This window comes from Citricoccus parietis (assembly GCF_042433045.1).
Classification (GTDB): Bacteria; Actinomycetota; Actinomycetes; order Actinomycetales; family Micrococcaceae; genus Citricoccus; species Citricoccus parietis.
The window spans coordinates 1-19,902 of sequence record NZ_JBHLWH010000039.1 but is presented as its reverse complement, the minus strand read 5'-3'; the positions used below and the strand labels follow the sequence as shown (position 1 = coordinate 19,902).

The following is a 19,902-nucleotide window of genomic DNA, read 5'->3' as shown; positions in this document are numbered from 1 at the left end:
TGACAGAAAGCGCATGAGACTCTCCCTCCAGCGCCCCTCCACGGAGCACCCGCCGCCCGGCACCAGTACCCCTGGCCCGCCGGAGCAAAGGTCCGCGCCCCCAGCACGACGCCGGCCGGTCGCCGCTGCGCGTATCCGCACCCTGCCGTTCCTTGCCCTCCCGGCGCTGGTGCTGGTGTTCGCCTGCCTGGCGGCGCTGGCCTTCGGTGCGCGCCACGTGGACCCGGGCACCACCCTGGAGGCCCTCGGCGCGTTCCTCACCGGCCGGGGTGACGCTGCGGCGGCGGACATCGACGCCGCGGCGGCCCTGTCCCGCATCCCGCGCACCATCACCGCGGTCCTCGTGGGAGCGGCCCTTGCAGTGTCCGGGGTGGCCCTGCAGGGGGCCACCCGCAACCCGCTGGGTGATGCGGGCTTGCTGGGTCTGACCGCCGGGGCCTCCCTGGCGGTGGCGCTGGGCCTGGGCATCGGCATCTCGGCCGGCCTGGCGGGGGTGATGGTGCTGGCGATCCTCGGGACGCTCGTGGCCGCCGCGGTGGTCTACACCGTGGCCTCGGCCGCCTCCCGGCTGGGGGGCGGCACGGGTGGCGCCCCCGGGCCCCTGTCCCTCGTGCTGGCCGGGGCCGCCGTCACGGCAGGCTGCACCGCCGTCACCAGCGCCCTGTTGATCCTCTCCCCCGCGGTGCTGGAGCGCTTCCGGTTCTGGACCGTCGGCTCCGTGGCCAGGTCCTCACTGGAAGACGCCGCCTGGCTAGCGCCCGTGATCGCCCTGGGCATCCTGATGGTCTTCGTGGCCGCCCCCGGGCTGGATGCGCTGGCCCTCGGTGACGAGCTGGCCCACGGGCTCGGCTCCCGCCCCGAACGCCTGCGCATGGTCTTGCTCGGTGCCACCGTGCTGCTGACCGCCGCCGCGACCGCCCTGGCCGGACCCGTGGTATTCGTGGGCCTGCTGGTCCCCCATGCCCTGCGCCGGTTCCGACCGGCCTCCACGCGCGTGCTCGTGCTGGGATGCGCCCTGTGGGGAGCCGTCCTGCTCGTCCTCGCCGACCTCGCCGGGCGGCTGGTGGTGGCGCCCCAGGAGATCCACGTGGGCGTGACCACGGTGGTCATCGGCGTGCCCGTGTTGCTGCTGTTGCTACGCCGGAAGGCGGTCTCCCTGTGAGCGCCCCATCCCTCGAGGCCACGGCCGCTGCCCCTGAAGCAGCCACCGGGCCCTCCCCGGCTGCGGTGGCCGCCGTGCAGTCCCTGCATTCCCGGGCACGACGCCGGCTGCTCACCGCCACGCTCTGCCTCGCAGCGGCCTTGGCGCTGGCCATGGGGGTACGGGTGCTGCTGGGCCACTACACCGTCACCATTCCCGACTTCTTCGCCATCCTCGGCGGGGAGACCATCCCCGGCGCCTCGTTCATCGTGATGCAGGAGAAGCTGCCCCGGGCCGTGGCCGGAGCCCTGGCCGGGGCGGCGTTCGGCGCCGCCGGCGCGCTCTTCCGGCGCACGCTGCGCAACCCCCTGGCCAGCCCGGACATCATCGGCGTGACCCAGGGCGCCGCCGTCGCCGCCGTGACCGTGCTCGCCTTCGGCGGGGTGCGCGGGACCGGCATGGCCGCCGCCGCCCTGATCGGCGGTCTGGTGGCGATCGCCATCGTCCTCGGGTTCTCGATGGCCGGGCGGTCCTCCGCCGGCGCCGGCTCCGGCGGGTTGGCCGGCGCCTTGGGCGGGACCACCTTCATCGTGGCCGGGATCGCCGTGGCGTCCCTGTGCCAGGCCATCCTGTCCGGGGCGATGCTGGCCCTGTCCCAGCACGACCTGCAGGCCGCCGCCGTGTGGACCGCTGGATCCCTCAACGCCGTGACGTGGGAGCGGATCACCCGGCTGGCCGTCATCATGATCGTGCTGGTGCCCCTCGCCGGCCACCTGCACGCCCGGTTGGCCCCGGCCGACCTGGGCGGCGAGCTGGCCCACGGCGTGGGCTCGCGGCCCGGCCGGACGGGCCTCTGGTCCCTCGTGATCGGCGCCCTGCTGGCGGCGGCGGCGACGGCGGCCACCGGCCCACTCGCGTTCGTCGCCCTGCTCTCCACCCCCCTGGCCCGGGGGCTCACCGGCGGACGGCCCTCGCTGCCGGTGGCGGCCCTGTGCGGCTCGGTGATCGTGGTGGTCGCGGACTTCGCGGCCGCCGAGGCCTTCGGCGGGGTCCGCTTGCCGACCGGCGTGCTCACCGGTGCGGCCGGGGCACCGCTGATGCTGTGGCTGTTGATTCGAAGCGGACGGAAGGCATGAGATGACAGTAGAACCGGCGATCCGCTTGCGCGGCGCGACCCTGGCCTATGGCCCGCACACCGTCGTGGGGCCGGAGAGGCCCGTGGACCTGGACGTGCCGGCTGGCCAGACCACGGCCATCATCGGCGCCAACGGCTGCGGCAAGTCGACCCTCCTGAAGGGGTTGACCCGGCAGCTGCCCCTGGTGAGCGGATCCCTCGAGGTCCTCGGCCGGGACGTGGAGGGGTGGAACCCCCGCAGCTATGCCCGCACCGTGGCATTGCTGCCCCAGTCCCCCGTGGTGCCGGAGGGTATGACGGTGGAGCAACTCGTGGACCGCGGGCGCCACCCGCACCGCGGCTGGTTCGGGGCCCGGACGCCCCAGGACACCGTAGCGATCGCCCGGGCCCTCGAGCTGGCCGACCTGGTGGAGCTGGCCGGCCGGGACGTGGCCGAGCTCTCCGGCGGTCAGCGCCAGCGGGCCTGGCTGGCCCTGGTGCTGGCCCAGCAGACCCCCGTGGTGCTCCTCGACGAACCCACCTCCTACCTGGATCTGTCCCACCAGGTGGAGCTGTTGGACCTGGTGCGGGACCTGCCGGACCCCAGGTCGGCCGGTGCAGCCGGTGCAGGCGGTGCGGGCGAGCGGCCCCGTGCCACCGTCGTCGCCGTGCTGCACGAGTTGAACCTCGCCGCCCGGTCGGCGGACCACATCATCGCCATGGCCCGCGGTCAGGTCGTGGCCGAGGGGACACCGGAGGAGGTCCTGACCCCGGTGAACCTGGAGGGCATCTACGGGCTGGATGCCGACGTCGTGAAGGATCCGTTGCTGGGCCACCCGGTGGTGCTGCCGCGGACCGCGGCGAACCGGGCCGCGGCCGAGAAGTTGGGGACCGGGACCGCGCTGCTCCCCTGACGGCCCGCGCGGCAGCGGACCGCAGTCTGCCAGCCACCATCATGCCTTGAACCCGGTCAGCGCTGGCATGATGGTGCCGTGATTCCGATACCCGACTTCTCCCGCAAACAGGCACAGGCCGGCCAACTGGTGCGGCTGGTTCCGGCCGGGCGGGAGCATGCCGCGGTGCTCCACCCGCTGCTGGCGGATGCCGAGGTGTCCCGGCTGACCGGGACGGTGCACTCCTCCACCGTGCCGGCGCACCCGGGGTCAGAAGGTGGCGGAGCTCCGGCGGACTCCGGAGGGCAGGTGCCCTGGTCGGTGGACGAGCTCGCCGAGATCTACGCGCGCTGGTCTAAGGCGGAGGACCGGATCGTGTGGGTCATCGAGGAGGCGGACACCGGCCGGATCGTCGGGGAGTCCGTGCTCAACGACCTCGATGAGGACAACCTCTCCTGCGGATTCCGGATCTGGATCTCCGGCGGCCGGGACCGTGGCCTCGGCAGCGAGGCGGTGGAGCTGACCCTGCGGCATGCCTTCGAGGACCAGGGGCTGCACCGGGTGTCGCTGGAGGTCTACGCGTTCAATCCGCGGGCCCGCCATGTCTACGAGAAGTCCGGCTTCAGTCTGGAGGGAACCCTGCGCGAGGCGCTGCTCTTCGACGGTACCTGGGTGGATGCCCACGTGATGGGGATCCTGGCTGAGGAATGGCGGTCTCGCACGAGAGCCCGGCCGGGAGGGATTCCCACGGACCCGCCTCCTGCCGGACCATAGGTCCATGGCACACGGAGACATCACCCACGTCGACATCCCGGTCACCGACCATCAGCGCGCCACCGAGTTCTACGGCTCGGTGTTCGGCTGGAAGATCGAGACCTACCCCGGTTTCGAGGACTACCCCATGTGGCGGGCCCCCAACGACATCAGCGGCGGCGGCCTGGCACCGCGCAGCGAGGGCTTCACCCAGCCCCGCTCCACCGTGGAGGTCGACTCGATCGACGAGACCCTGGCCACCGTCACGGCTCTGGGCGGCACCGTGATCGCCCCGAGGTCCCCGATCACGGAGACCAGCTGGTGGGCCGTGTTCCGGGACCTCGACGGCAACGAGATCGGACTCTACGAGGGCGTCACCGACACGTCAGCCACCTGAGCCACGGAGCCAAGGAGAGACCCGGGTTCACCGGCGGAGCGATTGCGCCGCCAGCCGAACGCGCTGGCGCGCCCTCCGGGTGCAGTGCAACAGTGGCCACGGAAGCACTGAACCGAACGGAAGGACCAGATCCATGGCGAACTACCTGATCATCGGCGGACACGGCAAGGTGGCCCTGCGAGCCGCACCCCTGCTGGCGCAGGAGGGGCACACGGTCACCTCGGTCATCCGCTCACCGGAGCAGACGGCGGAGATCGAGGCCGCCGGCGCGAAGGCCCTGGTGCTGGACATCGAGACCGCCTCCCAGGACGAGCTCGCCCGCGCCTTCGAGGGCCAGGACGCCGTCGTCTGGGCCGCCGGCGCAGGTGGCGGCAATCCGGAGCGCACCTATGCCGTGGACCGGGACGCCGCGATCCGCTCCATGGACGCCGCCCTCCAGGCCGGCGTGAAGCGCTACGTCATGGTGTCCTACATGGGCGCCACCACCCAGCACGGCATCGCCGAGGACAACCCGTTCTTCCCCTACGCGGAGTCCAAGGCCGCCGCGGACGAGTACCTGCGCAACTCCGGGCTCGACTGGACCATCCTCGGCCCGGGAAAGCTCACCCTGGACGAGCCCTCCGGCATGATCGCCGTCGGCGGAGGCACCGCGGACGGCGCCAATCGGGACACCTCGCGCGGCAACGTGGCCCAGGCGATCCGGGTCGCCCTGGCCACCCAGGTCTCCATCGGCCAGCAGATCGACTTCGTGGACGGCGAGGAGCCCATCGTGGCGGCGTTCTCCCAGCTCTGAGGACTTGACCACCCCCTCTGGGGGGAACCCTCTCGAACCCGGGCAGGACGCGCGGGCCGGCACCTGCCAGCGCAGGTCCGGCCCGCGCGTCGTGCTCCGGGAAGCCGGGCGGCCGGAAGCCGCAACCGGGAGACTAGCGGAACAAGCTGATGAGGATGCCGCCCACGGCCACCACGCCGGCGATGACCACGAAGACATTCGAGGCCTTCCCGCGGAACCGGGCCAGCGCGGGCACCCGGTGGATGGCGTACATCGGCATGAGGTAGAGCACGGCGGCGATGACGGGGCCGGCCAACGACTCGATCAGTGCCAGGATGCTGGGATTGAGCACGCCGGCCAGCCACGTGGTGACGATCAGGAAGACGCTCACGCCGATCGTGATGCCGCGGTCACTCAGGCGCTTCTGCCGCGGATCCACCATGGTGCGGACGATCGCCGTGGCCCCCTCGGCGGCACCGAGCCAGTGGCCGAAGAAGGACGAGGCGATCGCCGTGATGGCCACGGCGGGGCCGAGCCAGGCGATGAGGGGCAGGCCCATCACGTTGGCCAGGTGGGAGAGCACCGGCAGGTTGGCCTCCTTGGCCTCCTGCAGCCCCTCGGGGCCGAGGGCCAGCACGCAGGACCAGACGAAGCCCATGGTGAAGACCACCAGCAGGACAGCGGTGATCCGGAGGATGGAGGACGCCTTCTGGACGGATCCGGCACCGTAGCGTTCGCGCAGGGACACGGAGAACTGGGAGATCGCCGGGGAGTGGTTGAACGCGAAGACCAGCACCGGGATCATCAACCAGAGGGACATCGCGAAGTCGCCGGGAGCGGGCAGCGCACCGAAGCCGTCGAAGGACCACTGGGGGATCAGCAGGAGCGTGACCGCGAACAGCACCGCGATCAACGGATAGACCAGCCACTGGGTGACCACGAGCATGACCTTCTTGCCGCCCACCATGACGGCCGACATCGCCAGGACCAGCACCCCGGACAGCAGCCACCGCGGCCAGGGGTCCAGGCCCAGTTGGTTCACCATGAGGCTCTCCACCGTGTTGGTGATGCCCACCCCATAGATCAGCACGATCGGGTAGATCGCCAGGAAGTACAGGACGGTGACCACGCGGCCGGCGGTCTCGCCGAAGTACTCGCGGACCACGCCGGTGATGTCCTGGTTGGGGTTCGGCGAGGCACACACCATGCGGGACAGCGCCCGGTGGGAGAAGTAGGTCATCGGCCAGATCAGCACGGTGGCGATGAGCAGCGGCCACAGTCCGCCCAGTCCGGCGTTGATCGGCAGGAACAGGATGCCGGCGCCCACGGCCGTGCCGAACAGGCCGATCGTCCAGCTCGTGTCGAACCGGTTCCACCGGGGTGCGGCGCTGGTCTCGACGGGTGTTTCGGTGGACTGCACGGGGAATGCTCCTCGATGGACGTGGAACGATCGGTTCCGCGTGGTGGATGCCCGGGGGTCTGGCATTTCTCTGGCCGGGCCCGGCCGCCACGGGGTGCCATGGCGGAAAGAGCCCCGTAGAGTGTAACCCCGCTCACCCCAGGAGGCCGGCATGCCTGAGTACCTGATTTCCGTGTGGCACTCCCCCGGTGTCCAGCACCGGGAGACGGGGCCCTATGCGTCCGAAGAGGAGATGCAGGCGGCGTTCCAGGCCGTCGGCGAGTTCAACGAGGCGCTCCGGGCCGAGGGTGCCTGGGTGTATGCCGGTGGTCTTGTCGCCCCGGATGAGTCAGTGGTGGTGGACGGCACCCGCGGTGCCGAACCGGTCATCACGGACGGCCCGTTCACCCAGGCCCAGCAGCACATGGGCGGATTCTGGGTGGTGGACGCCTCCGGACCGGAGCAGGCTGAGGACCTGGCCGCCCGCGCGTCGAAGGCCTGCGGGAACAAGGTGGAGGTCCGCCCCTTTCAGCCGTGAGATCTCATCCGCCGGAGTCGCCGTCATCGGTGCGGGGACCCCGGATCGAGCATCCGCCACGTATGCTGTGGAGCCGAGCTTGGTCCGGTCTGGGGAGGGGTCTGTTGACGCGAAACATCACCGACCGCACGGGTCAACCCGCCCGGTCTCACCCAGCGGTGGAAGCGTGACTCCACTCGGAGGCGCCACGGTGTCCCGGGACGAAGGGGACATCCCGCCGTCAACGTCGGTCCTGATCATCACCGGCGGCCGGGACCAGCACCTGGCGCGCGTCCTGACCGGATTGGAAATCTCTGTCCCGGCACCGAACGACGTCGTCGTCGTTTTCATGAACCAACCCGCAGGGGCCGTCCCGGAATCCACGCTCGAGGTGGTGACCGGGCACGTGTCCGATCCCGACGGTTTGCCACTGGCGGCGGCGCGGAACCGGGCTGCCGCCCTCGCCCAGGGCGAGGTGCTGGTCTTTCTCGACGTCGACTGCATTCCCGCCTCGGGGACGGTGGGCGCACTGTCACATGAGGTTCGGAGGCATCCCGGATCCCTCGTGATGGGGACCCCTCGCTATCTGCCACCCGGGTGGCAGGACATGGTCCCGGTGACCGAGTCCCGGGATGACGGCCTTCGTGCGGTTTCCGTGGAGCATGCCGCCCGGCAGCATCTCGGGGCGGGGCCCTCGGCGGAATGGTCCATGGTGTGGACCCTGGTGCTGGCTCTCTCCGCGTCTGACTTCTCAGCACTGGGTGGCTTCGACGAGGGGTTCCGAGGCTACGGCGCAGAGGACACGGACTTCGCGTTCCGCGCCCGGGATGCCGGGTTGGACCTGGTGTTCAGCGAGGCAACGGCCTTCCACCAGCCCCACGGGGTCTACAGACCGCCCTTGCACCACTTCCAGGACATCCTGGTCAACGCCCGGCACTTCAAGCAGGTCCACGGTTCATGGCCCATGGGGGGATGGTTGGGCCGGTTCCGGGACCTCGGGCTGGTGCTGTGGGATCCCGCCGGTGCACAGCTGGAGGTCCGCCGGGAGCCGACCGCTGCGGAGATCGCCGCCGCTCTGGACGAGGGCTCAGCCTACTGAGGAGCCGTGCCGGGACTCGCTGCGGTTGCCACCACTGATTCCCAGGCCCGGCGATGTTCACCAGGATCGGTCAGGATGGCGGCGGCCAACCGATCGGCGGAGGACGGTTCGTCGAGTGCGGCCGTGACAGCGCCCGACCAGTCGGCGTCCGGGTCCGCCCAACGGCACCAGGGGATTCCCGCCGCCGCCTGCGCGGCCTCTGCGAAACGGTCCTGTTCGTTGAAAGGCCTTGGCTCTGCGACCAGGACGAGTGGACGCGCGGCGCCGATGGCATCGGTCACGGCGGAGAAACCCGCTGACACCACCACCACGTCCGCTTCCCGCATTCGTGCGACGGCGTCCTCAGCCCACCCGTGCAGGACGAGGTTGGTCGGCACCCGGCCGGATCCCCGGGTGGCGCCATAGACGTTCCACCGGGCCCACGGCACCCGGGAGGCCGCGCGGGCCAGGTCGGCGAGGTCCACGCCGCCACCACCGGTCCCGGTCACCACGGTGACCTGTGGCGTCGCGGTCGGTCCCGCGGACCGCCGGGCCGCGATGCCCAACCGGCCTGACCGGTCCGGAACTCCGAGGAACGTGGTGTTCGCGGCGAACCGATCCCGCCAGTCCGGTTCCTCCAGGTCCGGTCCGTAGTAGGCGATGAGGTGGTCGGACTCGGTGTAGGCGAGTTCATGGGCCGGATCCGCACGTTCTCCGTGCATGCGCCGGTAGATCACCGGGTATCCGGCCAAACGCAGGAACAGTGCGGCCTCCACGGAGACATCCACCACCACGGCCTCTGGTCCCACGCGCTGTACCGCCTCGAGCAAGGCCGCAAAACGATCCCGGATCACGCGGCCGGTAGGGGTGTAGTGCAACCGGGATGCGGGCGGCTGGCGATGGCCGGGGACAACGTCGGAAGGCAATCGGGCGATCGCCGTCCCCGGTGGCAGAATCCTGCCCGCAGCCGCGGATGCCGTGGCGACGGTCAGGTCGAAGACCCCGGTAGCCGCAACCCGGGCGGCGTGGTGCAGGTGTCCCGAGCCGTGATCGTGTGCGTAGTACAGGAGCTTCGGCGGGGGACTCACGTGACTGTCTCCACGGTCCGGATGACCGGATGTCTGTCCTCATCCGGTCCTCGGCGCGGTGCGTCGATCCCGTCGCGGTTCTTCGCGGCCAGGACATCACCGAGGGGCGTCCATCCGGCCCCGGCCCCGGTCAGGGTGCCAGCGCGTTCGGCCACGTCGCGCAGCAATCCGAGGTAGGAATCCACCATCAGATCCGCACTGAACCGGCGAGACCAGGCGATCACTCCGGGCCGGGGCTTGTGACGCGCCTGTTCAATGGAGTCGGCCAGAGCGTCCGCCGAGTGGTGTTCTGCCAGATGCCCGGCCGATGGTCCTACGATCTCCCCCATGGCCCCGCTGAGCAGGGCTGCCACCGGGGTCCCCATGGACATCGCCTCCACCGTGGCCAGACCGAAGGGCTCGGCCCACAGCGGTGTGGCGAGGTACACCTCGCCGGAGGCGAGCAGATCCGGAAGCTGGTGGTGGTCCAGGTGTCCGCGGTAGACGGTGTCCTCGCCCAGCAACGGCTCCACCGTCCTACGGAAGTAGTCATGGTCGGAAACCGGTCCCGCGAAGTGCAGGTCCATCCCCACCTTCCGAGCGGCGTCGATGGCCACGTGCAGGCCCTTTTCCCCGATGATTCGTCCGGTCCACACGGCCCGTCCCGGGACGGGCCGTGTGGTGCTGCTCCACCGGTCCAAGTCCAGCCCGTTGTGCACCACAGCGATCCTCGGAAGCCGGTGCTGCCAGGCAAGCGCGTTGGCCGCAGACACGGACACCCACCGGTGATGGGGCGGCGGGACCCACGCCGGGTCGTCCACCACCTTCAGCACCTCGGTGAGGGTGGCGGGTGTGTGCAGCACGGTGACCATGGGGACGGCCCGGAGTTGTTGCAGCGGCACAGGAGACAGGGAGTTGTTCAGGACCACGTCAAAGTCGCCGGCGAGGACCCGCAGGGCCGCCGTGGACATGGCCGCATAGAGGACCTCCCGGAGCCGGACGGCATCCTGAGGGCAGCGGACCGTGGGATCGAAATGATCCGGGACCAGTGGAACCACCGTTCCTGCGGTGCGCGTGCCCTCCTTGGCGAAGACAGTCACCTGGTGACCGCGACGGACCAGATGGTCCACCAACAGGTCCGTGTGCATTTCCAAGCCGCCCAGATAGGGGGAACGAATCGCGTGGTGCATGTGTGCCAGGACCGCGATCCGCATGGGCACCCCTTCCTCCGGTGGGCGCTGCCGCCGGTCTATCGTCCTGTCAGGTCGGCAGGAGCCCTTCCGCCAGTATGCATCAGCCGGAGGTCCTGCCGGACACCACTGCCAGCATTCGGTCCGCTGCCCACATCAGCGCGGCCAGCACGAAGAAGAAGGCCAGGATCGCCACCACGTAGACCGCCACCCCGTCATAGCCCATGCGTGGCACGTCGAGGATGCTGTAGGGATACCAGTCGAGCGCCGGCCCCCGCGCCAGCGTGAACGCCAGCCAGGCGAGCGGGATGATGGCCGCCAGGCCGATCCGCTTCCACGTGACCTGGCCGCGGGGGTCGAACACCAGCCACACCAGCGGCGTCAGGATCGGCGTGATGATGTGCTGGATCGTGTCGTTCAGATGCTCCACCGGGGTCCCCGGCGGCGCGCCCCGCAGCAGCACGTTGAACACCACGCCGGTGATGACGATGCACACCACCGCCGCGATCCGCAGCGCGTGGAACAGGTCTGAGGTCCGGTGCGGGCGGAGGGCCAGCAGCAGCGAGGTCAGCCCCACCAGGAAGTTGGCCAGGAACGTGAAGTACGTCGGCTGGTTGAGCATGTGCTCCCAGCCGGCCACGAAGCCGCCGGAGAAACCCGCGTCCGCCGGCAGGTCCGAGTCCTTCCAGGAGCCGATGTGGAACGAGAGCGCGTTGCCGGTGAAGGACAGCAGCGCCGCGAGGGCGAACACCACCCGCCCGACGCCGGCCCACCGGCCGGGTGCCCCGGCCACCTTCCCGGGCGGCAGGGTGCGGAGCGCCACGGCCGTCAGTCCTGGTGCAGGCAGATGATGTTGCCCACCGTGTCATTGATCAGCGCGTCCGTGCCGCCGTACTCCTGCTGCTGCGGCTCGGAGATCACCTCGGCTCCCCGGGCCCGGATCTGCTCGAACTCCTCGCGGCCGCCGGTCAGGGTCAGGACGAAGGAGGGCATCCCGGCCAGGCGGGTCTCGTTCTGGTAGGCCACCGCCGCACCCTCGGCGCGCCCGAGCACCAGGGCAGCGCCGGCGTCCGCCCCCGGGGCGCGCAGGGCGAGCCAGCGGAAGTCGCCGCTGGCGAAGTCCGTCTCCACCTCGAAGCCGAGGACCTCCGTGTAGAACGCCTTGGCGGCATCCTGGTCGTTGACGAGCACATGGGCCTGGTCGATCTTCACGGTGAGTCCTCTCCGGCGGTGTCCTTCGGCGTGTGACGGCCGTCCCGATCAGTATGGCGCGATCCGCCTACGCTGGGGAGAGACTGGCCGCACCGACAGCGCAGGAGGCACCACATGAAGATCGGCATCGTCATCGGATCGGTTCGCGAGGGCCGGATCGGGGAGTCCATCGGCGCCTGGGTGGCCGAGCGCGCCCGGGTTCAGCAGGACTCCGCGGATGTTGAGTGGGTGGTGCTGGACCTCAAGGACTTCGGGCTGCCGGTCATGACGGACGAGAACTGGGCTCAGGCCGAGGACGGCCCCGCCGAGGTGCACCGTTGGCGAGACGCCGTGGCGGAGTGCGACGGCTTCGTCTTCGTGAGCCCCGAGTACAACCGCAACATCCCCGGCGCCTTCAAGAACGCCTACGACCTGCTCAGCCGGCAGTGGATGGACAAGACCCTGGCGATCGTGGCCTACGGCGGCCTCGGCGGGGTCCGGGCCAACGAGGCCTGGCGGGTGACGGTGGCCGCCTACAACATGCACGTGGTGGGTGCCTCCGTGAACCTCGTGCGCCGGATGGACTTCCCGGGCGGGGCCCTGGCGTTGACCGACCACCACGACGCCTCCCTGGCCAAGGTCCTGGCGCGGCTGGTGTCACTGACACGCGCGGTGACCGCCGAACGCGAGCGGGTGACCGGTTAGTCGGGGTGTCTCTCTCTGGCCATGCGGCAGAAAGGACTCGGGTGGAGTGCGTGGAAGCCTCTGTTCGACTCCTTGACACCACACTGCTCCGGCCTACGACGTTCGCGGCGTCGGCGGGCGAGTGGTGGAGCGTGACCGGACCCAATGGTTCCGGGAAGTCGACCCTCCTGCGGGTCCTGGCGGGCAGGGCCTCCCCCTCCGAGGGGACCTGCCGCGTACTGGGTCGGCCGGTCGGCTCCTCGGACCCCAGCCACCGACGCGAGATCGCCTCCCTGGTGGACTCCGTCCCGGTGGCCAGTGACATGACGCTCCGCGAGCAGCTGGGGATGGTGGCGGCCTCATGGTCGGGCAACACGCCAGCCGCTGCCGAAGACGCAGTCCGCCTCGCCGGAGAACTGCGACTGACCCATCTCCTGGACCGGTTCCCGCATGAACTGTCCTCCGGTCAGCTCCAGCTCTTCCTGATGTCCCTGGTACTGGTCCGGCCCGGCCAGGTGGTGATCCTGGATGAGCCGGAGCGCCACCTGGACTCCGACCACGTCAAGAACCTCGCCGACATCCTCCAGCAGCGGTGCCGGCAGGGGGCGACGATCATCATGGCGAGCCACGACTCGACCCTGATCGACACGGCCGACCGGCGCCTCGAGCTGAACTATGGGTGACACGGTGACGCAGGCACGCACGGAATCCGGTGCCCAGGCCAGGGTGTCCGCCGTCTGGTCGGCCTACCGGCGGCGCAGCGGCCGGACCGTGGCCCGCACCCACGCGTACCGCATCTACCTGGGCCTGCTGATCGGTCTGCCCTACGGGCTGGCGATCGGCCAGGCCGCCACCACAGCGCTCTGGGACGCCCTGCAGATCGGCGGTGGCGCGGTCCTGCAGGGCTGGGGCCTGGGGATCGTCCTGGCACTGCTGGTCACCGCTCAGCTCGTGGGACGGTACGTCGGTCCGCTGATCATGCCGCCCTTCGTGCTCCACGTGCTGCTGTCCAGCGACCTTCCGCCCCGGTCGTACCTCCGCCCGCTCGCCTGGCGCCGTGCCGTGCTGCCCGTGGTCCTGGTGGGCTTTCCCTGGTGCGCGGTCGCCCTCGGTCTGGGGATCACCGGGGGATTCGGAGCCGGGTGGATCGTGTCCTCCGCCGCATCAGGTCTGCTTCTCGGCGCCCTGATGGCCGGTGCCTGGCTCAGCGGCCAGGTCCTGTCCGCGCGGCGCAGCGCACTGCTGACCCTGGGCTTCGCCGTCATGGGGGCTCTGGCCCTGGCTCTCGCACCCGCGGGTGCAGTCCAGCTGGTTCCTGCTGTGGCCTTCCCTGACGCAGCACCGCTCACCGGGTCTGGCGATGCAGCGGAAGCCGAGCTCTGGCTCGGCCTCCTGGTCCAGGCAGTCTTGGCCGTCGCCCTCTGGGTGGGTGCCTTGAGATCCATGGATGCCCCTGATCGACGACGGCTCGTGAAGGCCTCGGCTCGGGCCGACCAGGCCAGGATCTTCGCCGGCAACGGTTCGTTCCATGATGCCCTCGACGTCTACCGCGCCCGTGCCGGAGGCCCCCGAACCTCGCTGGTCCGCCCGGACGGCCGACTGGCGGGCCACCTGCAGCTGGGAGCACGGCGGGCGTTCCGCACTCCCGGGCGTACCCTGGCCGGCCTCGCGGCCCTCGTCGGCGGGACGGTGCTGATCGCGGTGGGAGCCTCGGCGACCGTCCTCGCCTGGGTGGCCGGGGCACTGCTGGTCTACCTCGGAAGCGGCTGGGTCAGCGATTCCTGGCGCATGGTCCGGGACGAGTTCCTGACTGAACCGCTCTACGGCCCAGCCCACGGTGGCCTCCTCGGCCGGCACTTTCCCTGGACGCTGATATCCGTCGCAATGAGCAGCGGAGTCGGTATCCTCGCCGCGGGACTAGGGATGGTGGCCTTCGGCTTTGCCGGCGCCCCCTGGGATCCCGCGCAGGTGCTCCCCGTCGTCGCGACGGTGCTCATCGCCCTGCCCGCCCGCTTCATGAGCGAGATGAAGTCCGATCTCCCCCTGAGCCTCCTGACCCCCGTCGGCACGCCGTTCGGCGACTTCTCCGGGGTGATGATCCTGGCCTGGCAGGTGGACAGCCTCATCCTGGTGATCTCGGCAGTGGTCCTCCTGGACCTGATCGGTCCGGGCACCGGGGCCGTCATCCTCGTGGCGACGGTCCTGTGCGCGGGGCTCGCCGTGGGGCTGAGTAGGGTCGGCCGGTTCCCGCGCCCGCGCGGCGCACACGTCAGATGACGTGACCGGTCAGGCCGCCCGTCCCGTCCGGCCCAGCACCCGCGCCTGCCGGTCCGCATCCTCCGGCACCTGGACCGGATCCTTGAAGATCCCCGGACCGTAGGCGGCGGCACCGTAGCCGTCCACGGCGGCATCCACCTCCGCCAGTTCGTCATCACTGAGCCGGTGGTCGGCGCCCTGTGAGGTGGCCAGGTCCCAGCGGTGCACGATCAGGTCCATGCCGTAGAAGTCGAGCAGCACCTGACCGACCGTGGAGTCCCCGAACGGCGTCTCCACCACGGTGCCGATGAACTCCTCGTCTCGGACCAGGGCGTCCAGTGCGGCGGCGTGGTGTTGCCACTGTTCGGCCGGCGACCCGCTGACCAGGGGGATCTCCCGGCCATGGCGCGTCACGAAATCGCGGTGGGTGTCCATCAGGTGGTCCAGCACGTCGGCGGCGGTCCAGCCCTCACAGGGGCTGGCGGCATCCCAGTCCGAGACGTCCTGGACCACGCGGGTCAGAGGTTCGGTGTGCCGGTCCCAGGTCTGCGCAAGAGAGGTCATGCGCCCATCCTGCCCGGCCCCGCATCCAGGCCGCTACCCTGCGCCCCCGGATCCACTGCGCGCGACTCAGTGGCCCGCGCCCGGGGTGAGTTCCAGCCGCTCACCCGTCCACCCCGCGGCCAGCCAACGGTCGTGACTGGCCACCACCACGGCCCCTGGGTAGTCCTGGATGGAGGCCTCCAGCTGCGTGGACAGCAACAGCGAGAAGTGGTTGGTGGGCTCGTCCAGCAGCAGCACGTCCGGCGGGTCGGCCAACAGCACGGCCAGGTCCAGCCGACGCCGCTGCCCCACCGAGAGGTCCCGGACACGGCGCTGTTCGTCCCGCCCGGCGATCAGGCCGAAGGTTCCCAGCGGCACCCGCTCCGCCCGTCCGTGCCCGAGGGCGGACCGGTAGGCCTCCGCCACGGTCAGGTCCTCCCGGGCTGGTCCCTCCACCGGCAGGTGGTCCGCGTCCTGGCCCAGCAGGCCGATGGTGACCCGGCCGGAGGTGGTGACCGAGCCGGCGTCGGGCATCAGGTCCCCGGCCAGGATGCGCAGCAGCGTGGACTTCCCGGCCCCGTTGGGACCCGTGATGAGCAGGCGCGAGCGTGCGCCTAGATGCACCGAGACGGGGGCCAGCCGTCCGGCCAGGGCCACCTCGGTGGCCACCAGGACCGGCCCCGCGTCCGACGCCGGCCGACCGGTTCCCTGCCCCCGTGCCGTGGGGCGGTGGTCACCGCCGGCGGCACCGCTGGACGCGCCGCTGAGAGCACCGTTGCCGGCAGCACGGGAGGGTGCTGCAGCGGCCAGCCCGCCGAAACTCACGACGGCGGGCGGCCTGCGGACCTGGGATTCCTCCAGCCTGGCCAGCGCCGTGGCCGCCTCGTTGACACGCCGGGAGACGACCTTGGCGTTGCGGTCCGCGTAGAACTTCTGGGCCATCTTGCCCTCCGTGGGAGGCGGTCGATCTGCGTTGCCCACGGTGTGGTTGTCCTTGACCTGTCTCCGCAGCCGCTTCAGCTCGGCTTGCTCGTCTCGGTACCGGCGCTCCCACCGTTCCCGCTCGCCGATCCGGTGCAGCAGGTAGTCCGTGTAGCGCCCGCCGTAGCGGGTGAGGCCGAAACCGGAGCCCATACTGCCGGCGTCCGAGGCGCCGGGAACGTCCCGGTGGAGCTGCGGGGCCAGGTCGAGGTCGAGCAGGGTGGTGGCCACGTCGTCGAGGAACGCCCGGTCATGGCTGGCGATCAGCACGGGGCCGGTCCAGCCCTGCAGCAGGTCGACGAGCAGCGCGGTGCCGCGGGCGTCGAGATGGTTGGTGGGCTCGTCCAGCAGCAGGGTGTCCGGGCGGCGCAGCAGCAGCCAAGCCAGGGCGAGCCGGGACAGCTGACCTCCGGAGAGGGACGAGGCCGGCCGGGTGCGCGGGATGTGTGCCAGGTCGAGTCCGTCCACGAGGCGGTCCACCTGCTGGTCCACATCCCACGCCTGGGTACGGACGGCCTCGGCGAGGGCGCGGTCGTAGGCGGTGGCAACCTCCGAGGGGCTGGCAGTGTCGGTCGGGGCCGCGTCCGACCGCACAGCGGTGGTGCCGTGGGCACCCGGGGCGCGGGCCGGCGTCGTGCCCGGGCTGGCGGCGCTGTCGGCGAGCGCCTCCGCGAGCCGGGCCACCTCCTCCGCGACCGCGCGGACCGGGGCCGTGGCCTCGTCCAGCACCTCCTGCACGGTGAGGTCCAGGACGAAGGGCGGCTGCTGGTGGAACAGCCCGACGCTGCCGGGGACCGTGACACGGCCGGCAGGGTCGTCGTCCAGGCCGGCGATGATACGCAGCAGGGTGGACTTGCCGGTGCCGTTCTCGCCGATGAGGCAGGCACGTTCGCCGGAGGCCACCGTGCAGGAGACATCGGTCAGCACGCGCCGGTCCGGGAAGGACTTGGAGACACCGTCGAGGGTGAGGTGGTCCGCGCCGCCGAGGGCGGACGCGACGGGGGTGAGGGCTCGGCGCCGATCAGACGACAGGCCAGAGGAGCGCAGATCAGCGGAGGGCAAGGAATGGGGATGGGTCATGAGGGGAGTCCTGGTATGCACCGGCAGGGTCCCGCCGGGCGATGCCTCGGGCGCGGGAGGGGCTGGACTCAACGCTTCATGGATCGAAGCGTAGCCGACGCGCCGACTGGTTGTCACTGGGCACTGGCCAGGACCCGGCGGCGGTCAGCATGCTGGACCCATGACTGATTCGACTGCTGACACCGCCTCGACCTCCACCCAGGGCCTGACGGCCCTTGCCCTGGTCTGCACGCTGACCCCGTCCCCGAAGCCCTCCAGCAGCGAGCTGATGGCCCGGCACGTCCTGGGCGAGCTGGAGAAGAACGGAGTGGCCACCTCCTCCGTCCGGGTGGTGGACCACGACGTGAAGCCAGGCGTGCAGGTGGACATGGGTCCTGGCGACGCCTGGCCCGCGCTGCACCAACAGGTCCTGGACGCGGACATCCTCGTACTCGCCACCCCCATCTGGATGGGCCACCCCTGCAGCATCGCCCAGCGCGTGATCGAACGGCTCGACGCGGACCTGTCCGAGACCGACGAGCAGGGCCGGCCGATCATGTACGACAAGACAGCGATCGTGGCCGTGGTCGGCAATGAGGACGGCGCCCACAAGACGATCGCGGACATGACTCAGGCCCTCAGCGACATCGGTTTCAGCATCCCTGCGCAGGCCGGCACGTACTGGGTGGGCGAGGCCATGCAGACCGTGGACTACCAGGACCTGGACGAGGTCCCGGAGAACGTGGCCTCCACGACGGCCGGGGCAGCACGCAATGCGGCGCACCTGGCGCGGCTGCTACGTGCGGAGCCGTACCCGGCGGGTTCCTGACCCCCGAGCCGGACGATTCGCGGCCGTCAGCCCGAACCAGACCACCATCACCACGGCCGCGGTGGGCAGCGTGACGTACACGGGCCCGCCGTGGCTCAGCCGCCGATCCAGCTGATGGCGGCGGCCAGGAGGAACCCGGCTGAGGTGATCAGTCCGGTCCAGGCGTGGGTGATCTCGAAGGCCTCGGGGATCATGGTGTCGGCGATCATGGTGAGGATCGCACCGCCCGCGATGGCCGTGATGGCGGCGATCACCGCAGGCGAGGCCGCGCCGAGGAGCAGGTAGCCAGCGGCTGCGGACAGAGCGCTGATGAGCGCGATGCTGCCCCAGACTCCGAACACGTATCCAGGGCCGCGGCCGGCCTTTTTCATCCCTGCAGCGCTGGAGAGACCTTCAGGGAGGTTGGAGATGAACACGGCTGCTACGACCGCGGTGCTGACTCCGCCACCGCTGAGCAGGCTGACGCCCAGGACCACGGATTCGGGTACTCCGTCCAGAAGGGCTCCGATCGCGATGGCCAGCCCGCTACCGCCCTGATCCTCTTTCGAGGGCTGTTGACGCTGGGAGCGCTTGCGGTGCCGGGCGCCGAAGTGGGCCAGGGCCAGGTTGGCGATCATGTACACCACCGCACCGAAGGCGAAGCCGACCACGGCTGGCCACAGCCCACCAGTATGCGCTGCTTCGTCGAACAGTTCGAAGGCCACCGCGGAAATCAACACGCCCGAGCCGAACGCCATCACGGAACCCACGACCTTGGCCGGAACGTCGACGAACCAGGCGATCGCGGCGCCGATGACCAGGGCGGCCCCGGCGAACAGTCCCCACCCGGCAGCGGCCAGCGCGCTGATCACCGGACGTCCTGCAGGTTTCCGATGACGCCATAGTCCTTGGTCTGTTGCCCCATCAGTTCCTCCAGTCCGTGAGCCGGCACCTCGCGGTTCCTCTCGGGGACCCGCCGTGCGTGATATCACCGTGGCCTCATCCGTGGCGGTTCACGCCGCCACGGGCACCGCCTCCTTCCGGGCGTGATTATCCTCGTCAGCCCCGCGCCCGTCGACCCTGCCTGGACGCTCACAAGACACCTCCGTGCTGGCCCAGGAGCCATTACCACCAGAGTGGCTCCACCTAGCGTCGACGCCTCGAGGCCGCTACGACGAGCTCCCGAGGGCAGGTGTCAGGGCCTGGTGGGCGGGCACTGCTGGATGAGTTTGGTGCAGAGGTCGCGGAGCTGGAGGAGTTCTTCGACGCAGAGATGCTCGGTCATAGTGTCGGTGATCTCCCGTGTATGGATGACGGCGATGCGGCGCTGGATGTACCGTCCTTGGTCGGTGAGTACCAGCAGGATGGCTCGGCCATCGTCGGGGTCGGGGACGCGCTCGACGAGACCCTTGTTCACCAGGTGAGCGGCCAGGCGGGTGAGTCCGGTCTGGGTGAGCAGCACGTCCTGGCCCAGGTCGGTGATCCGCACCCCTCTGGGGTCCTTGGTCAGGGCGCAGAGCACCCCGTATTCGGCGTTGGTGAGCTCACCCCAGGCCTCGGCCCCGAAGCGGTGGGCGGCGGTCATGGGCTATGGTGCTCAAGCTCTACGCGACCTTCGACGTCGACAGGGTTCCGTGACAGGGTTCAGTTAGGAGAGCGTCGATCCGAGGACACTCCAAAAGTATCCAACCGGGTATACCCGCCCCCAGAAGTGTTCACTGACATGGTGTGAAGCGGACAGATGTGTCCAAGGTCCCCACCTGCATTGACGACCTGCCGTGGCTCCATTGCGGTTCTGGGCGTCTGGGGTATTGCCATGGGCGTGGTCCGCGGATGGTCCGCTTTGTCGCCGGGGGCAAGGGTCATGGCTTCCTCAGGTATTAGTAGTCAGGCCAAGATTTCCTGATCCGGCTTACACGGCCCTGAAGGGGTGCTCTGGAGGGTAAGAACTTCACGAGGAGTTTCTTAGTGAGCTCCTGAGTTCGTACAAGCCTAGACGGTATGTATTGACCCGTCGCGGTTCGCGAGGGGTTGCGGGCCGGGGCCTCGCTCACAGAGA

21 protein-coding genes are annotated in these 19,902 nt (G+C 70.3%); 12 read left to right on the top strand and 9 right to left on the bottom strand.

Annotated features, from left to right (window positions below; genetic code table 11):
- Positions 1–13 precede the first annotated feature (13 nt).
- From ACFFIO_RS13170 to ACFFIO_RS13145, 6 genes are all read left to right on the top strand, one after another.
- Entirely contained in the window at positions 14–1,162 is a 1,149-nt protein-coding gene (locus tag ACFFIO_RS13170) for a FecCD family ABC transporter permease (protein ID WP_378042454.1), read from the top strand.
- Positions 1,159–2,277 carry a FecCD family ABC transporter permease gene (locus ACFFIO_RS13165; RefSeq protein WP_378042452.1) on the top strand — a complete coding sequence of 373 codons (1,119 nt, stop codon included), beginning with the start codon at positions 1,159–1,161 and terminating at the stop codon, positions 2,275–2,277. Before ACFFIO_RS13170 ends, ACFFIO_RS13165 begins: the two co-directional genes overlap by 4 nt.
- Before the next feature lies 1 nt (position 2,278).
- Entirely contained in the window at positions 2,279–3,169 is an 891-nt protein-coding gene (locus ACFFIO_RS13160) for an ABC transporter ATP-binding protein (RefSeq protein ID WP_378042450.1), read from the top strand.
- A 78-nt stretch (positions 3,170–3,247) separates the two neighbouring features.
- Positions 3,248–3,922, top strand: coding sequence for a GNAT family N-acetyltransferase (locus ACFFIO_RS13155; protein ID WP_378042448.1), 675 nt, complete (start codon positions 3,248–3,250; stop codon positions 3,920–3,922).
- A gap of 4 nt (positions 3,923–3,926) precedes the next feature.
- Complete coding sequence (locus ACFFIO_RS13150) at positions 3,927–4,298, top strand: VOC family protein (RefSeq protein ID WP_378042447.1); 372 nt, start codon at positions 3,927–3,929, stop codon at positions 4,296–4,298.
- Between the two features lie 133 nt (positions 4,299–4,431).
- Positions 4,432–5,091: an SDR family oxidoreductase gene (locus tag ACFFIO_RS13145; protein ID WP_378042445.1), complete on the top strand. Its 660-nt coding sequence runs from the start codon at positions 4,432–4,434 to the stop codon at positions 5,089–5,091.
- A gap of 133 nt (positions 5,092–5,224) precedes the next feature.
- Here the strand turns inward: ACFFIO_RS13145 and ACFFIO_RS13140 are convergent, their stop codons facing one another.
- Positions 5,225–6,490: an aromatic amino acid transport family protein gene (locus ACFFIO_RS13140; RefSeq protein WP_378042443.1), complete on the bottom strand. Its 1,266-nt coding sequence runs from the start codon at positions 6,488–6,490 to the stop codon at positions 5,225–5,227.
- Between the two features lie 151 nt (positions 6,491–6,641).
- Here ACFFIO_RS13140 and ACFFIO_RS13135 point away from each other — a divergent pair, with 151 nt between their 5' ends.
- Positions 6,642–7,007: a YciI family protein gene (locus ACFFIO_RS13135; RefSeq protein WP_378042441.1), complete on the top strand. Its 366-nt coding sequence runs from the start codon at positions 6,642–6,644 to the stop codon at positions 7,005–7,007.
- A 166-nt stretch (positions 7,008–7,173) separates the two neighbouring features.
- Entirely contained in the window at positions 7,174–8,085 is a 912-nt protein-coding gene (locus ACFFIO_RS13130) for a glycosyltransferase family 2 protein (protein WP_378042439.1), read from the top strand.
- On the opposite strand, the gene ACFFIO_RS13125 is transcribed toward ACFFIO_RS13130, so the two are convergent.
- From ACFFIO_RS13125 to ACFFIO_RS13110, 4 genes are all read right to left on the bottom strand, one after another.
- On the bottom strand, positions 8,079–9,152 hold the full coding sequence (locus tag ACFFIO_RS13125; RefSeq protein ID WP_378042437.1) for a glycosyl transferase: 1,074 nt from the start codon (positions 9,150–9,152) through the stop codon (positions 8,079–8,081). The genes ACFFIO_RS13130 and ACFFIO_RS13125 overlap by 7 nt on opposite strands.
- Complete coding sequence (locus ACFFIO_RS13120; protein WP_378042435.1) at positions 9,149–10,345, bottom strand: glycosyltransferase; 1,197 nt, start codon at positions 10,343–10,345, stop codon at positions 9,149–9,151. Before ACFFIO_RS13120 ends, ACFFIO_RS13125 begins: the two co-directional genes overlap by 4 nt.
- A 79-nt stretch (positions 10,346–10,424) precedes the next feature.
- A complete protein-coding gene (locus tag ACFFIO_RS13115; RefSeq protein ID WP_378042433.1) occupies positions 10,425–11,144 on the bottom strand; it encodes a Pr6Pr family membrane protein in 720 nt (239 codons plus the stop codon).
- 5 nt (positions 11,145–11,149) lie between these two features.
- Positions 11,150–11,533: a VOC family protein gene (locus ACFFIO_RS13110; protein WP_378042431.1), complete on the bottom strand. Its 384-nt coding sequence runs from the start codon at positions 11,531–11,533 to the stop codon at positions 11,150–11,152.
- Positions 11,534–11,647: 114 nt separating this feature from the next.
- On the opposite strand from ACFFIO_RS13110, the gene ACFFIO_RS13105 reads away from it, so the two are divergent.
- The 3 genes from ACFFIO_RS13105 to ACFFIO_RS13095 are packed head-to-tail and all read left to right on the top strand — an operon-like array spanning position 11,648 to position 14,473.
- On the top strand, positions 11,648–12,217 hold the full coding sequence (locus tag ACFFIO_RS13105; protein WP_378042429.1) for an NADPH-dependent FMN reductase: 570 nt from the start codon (positions 11,648–11,650) through the stop codon (positions 12,215–12,217).
- 5 nt (positions 12,218–12,222) lie between these two features.
- Positions 12,223–12,879 carry an ABC transporter ATP-binding protein gene (locus ACFFIO_RS13100; RefSeq protein WP_378042427.1) on the top strand — a complete coding sequence of 219 codons (657 nt, stop codon included), beginning with the start codon at positions 12,223–12,225 and terminating at the stop codon, positions 12,877–12,879.
- Positions 12,880–12,883: 4 nt separating this feature from the next.
- On the top strand, positions 12,884–14,473 hold the full coding sequence (locus ACFFIO_RS13095) for a hypothetical protein (RefSeq protein WP_378042426.1): 1,590 nt from the start codon (positions 12,884–12,886) through the stop codon (positions 14,471–14,473).
- 9 nt (positions 14,474–14,482) lie between these two features.
- On the opposite strand, the gene ACFFIO_RS13090 is transcribed toward ACFFIO_RS13095, so the two are convergent.
- Both ACFFIO_RS13090 and ACFFIO_RS13085 read right to left on the bottom strand, forming a co-directional pair.
- Positions 14,483–15,016 carry a maleylpyruvate isomerase N-terminal domain-containing protein gene (locus ACFFIO_RS13090; RefSeq protein ID WP_378042425.1) on the bottom strand — a complete coding sequence of 178 codons (534 nt, stop codon included), beginning with the start codon at positions 15,014–15,016 and terminating at the stop codon, positions 14,483–14,485.
- A 66-nt stretch (positions 15,017–15,082) separates the two neighbouring features.
- Positions 15,083–17,056, bottom strand: a complete 1,974-nt coding sequence (locus tag ACFFIO_RS13085) for an ABC-F family ATP-binding cassette domain-containing protein (protein ID WP_378042423.1) — start codon at positions 17,054–17,056, stop codon at positions 15,083–15,085.
- Between the two features lie 160 nt (positions 17,057–17,216).
- Here ACFFIO_RS13085 and ACFFIO_RS13080 point away from each other — a divergent pair, with 160 nt between their 5' ends.
- Positions 17,217–17,864, top strand: a complete 648-nt coding sequence (locus tag ACFFIO_RS13080; RefSeq protein WP_378042421.1) for a flavodoxin family protein — start codon at positions 17,217–17,219, stop codon at positions 17,862–17,864.
- A 95-nt stretch (positions 17,865–17,959) separates the two neighbouring features.
- On the opposite strand, the gene ACFFIO_RS13075 is transcribed toward ACFFIO_RS13080, so the two are convergent.
- Together ACFFIO_RS13075 and ACFFIO_RS13070 are read right to left on the bottom strand one after the other, a co-directional pair.
- Positions 17,960–18,715, bottom strand: a complete 756-nt coding sequence (locus ACFFIO_RS13075) for a ZIP family metal transporter (protein WP_378042417.1) — start codon at positions 18,713–18,715, stop codon at positions 17,960–17,962.
- A 323-nt stretch (positions 18,716–19,038) separates the two neighbouring features.
- Positions 19,039–19,428, bottom strand: coding sequence for a MarR family winged helix-turn-helix transcriptional regulator (locus ACFFIO_RS13070; RefSeq protein ID WP_378042415.1), 390 nt, complete (start codon positions 19,426–19,428; stop codon positions 19,039–19,041).
- Positions 19,429–19,902: the final 474 nt, after the last annotated feature.

What these genes read in the sequence shown, in the direction of transcription:
- ACFFIO_RS13085 (WP_378042423.1), bottom strand. Translation starts at nt 17,056, where the DNA reads ATGACCCATCCCCATTCCTTGCCCTCCGCTGATCTGCGCTCCTCTGGC.
- ACFFIO_RS13150 (WP_378042447.1), top strand. Translation starts at nt 3,927, where the DNA reads ATGGCACACGGAGACATCACCCACGTCGACATCCCGGTCACCGACCAT.
- ACFFIO_RS13080 (WP_378042421.1), top strand. Translation starts at nt 17,217, where the DNA reads ATGACTGATTCGACTGCTGACACCGCCTCGACCTCCACCCAGGGCCTG.
- ACFFIO_RS13170 (WP_378042454.1), top strand. Translation starts at nt 14, where the DNA reads ATGAGACTCTCCCTCCAGCGCCCCTCCACGGAGCACCCGCCGCCCGGC.
- ACFFIO_RS13145 (WP_378042445.1), top strand. Translation starts at nt 4,432, where the DNA reads ATGGCGAACTACCTGATCATCGGCGGACACGGCAAGGTGGCCCTGCGA.
- ACFFIO_RS13090 (WP_378042425.1), bottom strand. Translation starts at nt 15,016, where the DNA reads ATGACCTCTCTTGCGCAGACCTGGGACCGGCACACCGAACCTCTGACC.
- ACFFIO_RS13105 (WP_378042429.1), top strand. Translation starts at nt 11,648, where the DNA reads ATGAAGATCGGCATCGTCATCGGATCGGTTCGCGAGGGCCGGATCGGG.
- ACFFIO_RS13160 (WP_378042450.1), top strand. Translation starts at nt 2,279, where the DNA reads ATGACAGTAGAACCGGCGATCCGCTTGCGCGGCGCGACCCTGGCCTAT.
- ACFFIO_RS13135 (WP_378042441.1), top strand. Translation starts at nt 6,642, where the DNA reads ATGCCTGAGTACCTGATTTCCGTGTGGCACTCCCCCGGTGTCCAGCAC.
- ACFFIO_RS13120 (WP_378042435.1), bottom strand. Translation starts at nt 10,345, where the DNA reads ATGCGGATCGCGGTCCTGGCACACATGCACCACGCGATTCGTTCCCCC.
- ACFFIO_RS13070 (WP_378042415.1), bottom strand. Translation starts at nt 19,428, where the DNA reads ATGACCGCCGCCCACCGCTTCGGGGCCGAGGCCTGGGGTGAGCTCACC.